Consider the following 1,045-nt stretch of genomic DNA (forward strand, 5'->3'; position numbering starts at 1 on the left):
TGAAGTTCAAAAAAACGGGATGGTCTCTAATGCCTATGCGCTTTATGCCAGCCGTATTTACGATGCTTCTGTAAAATCTGATGAATTGATTGGTAAACTCCATCTACAAGGTTCTGCTTTTGATAATTTAGCGCAATCCATTCGTTCAGCTACCCAAGAGCAACAGCAGTTTTCGGCAAAATCGTTAATTGTTGTTTCTGATGATGCACAAAAATCAATCGATGCTTCTCTTCGTACTATTGAAAAATCTAAAGCAGAAGGTAAGGCTTTAGCTAAACTCAATGCAGAAGATGTATTGGCGAGTAGAAAAATTACACCGGACATGATGGGGTATGACAAAGCGTTACAAGCTGAAATTGAAGCCCAACTGGCTTTACAGTCTAAAAAAATTAAGCCACCCAAAACACCAAAATCCACCATTGATTATGCCAAGCAATACACCAAAATCTTAACGGAATTAGAGGAAAAACAAGCCTCACTGATTGCGGATGGACAAAGTATTCAGCTGTATGGCACTACCTCTTCCTTTAATGAGTACACATCCGCCTTAGCTGATATCAAACAGAATAAAGATAAGTTTGATGCCATCTTAAAAATCGATCCCAAAGCGATTGAGACGATAAAAGAAAAAGCGAAAGCCATTGATGATCTGGCGCGTGCCAACTCGGTTGCGCAATTTGCTTATGATCGCGGTAAAGAAATTGAGCAGATGCAATTTGAAACCACCTTGATAGGAAAGACACGCGCAGAGCAAGAAAAGCTTAATGCCCTTCGTCAGATTGATGTGCTGTATCAGCAAGCCAGTGTGGATTTAGGCGAAAAAGAGCTGGTGAACTTACAACGTAATGTCGAACTCACTAAACAGCAGATTGAGGAAGAGCTAAGGAAGCGAGAGGCCATGAAAGGCGATCCGATGGCGGGATTAAAACAAGGTTTATCGGATTTCAGTGAGTCGGCTATGGATGTAATGGAAAACGTCAGAAATGTCACCACCAATGCCCTTAATAATATGTCTGATGCGTTAGCCGATTTTGCTTTAACGGGG

At 41.2% G+C, this 1,045-nt stretch carries 1 protein-coding gene; it reads left to right on the plus strand.

Features of this window, described 5'->3' with window-relative positions:
- On the plus strand, window positions 1–1,045 hold a 1,045-nt coding region (locus tag ACNART_RS17800), incomplete at both ends, for a phage tail tape measure C-terminal domain-containing protein (protein WP_416303675.1).

The organism is Proteus sp. LHD240705 (genome assembly GCF_047921555.1).
GTDB lineage: Bacteria > Pseudomonadota > Gammaproteobacteria > Enterobacterales > Enterobacteriaceae > Proteus.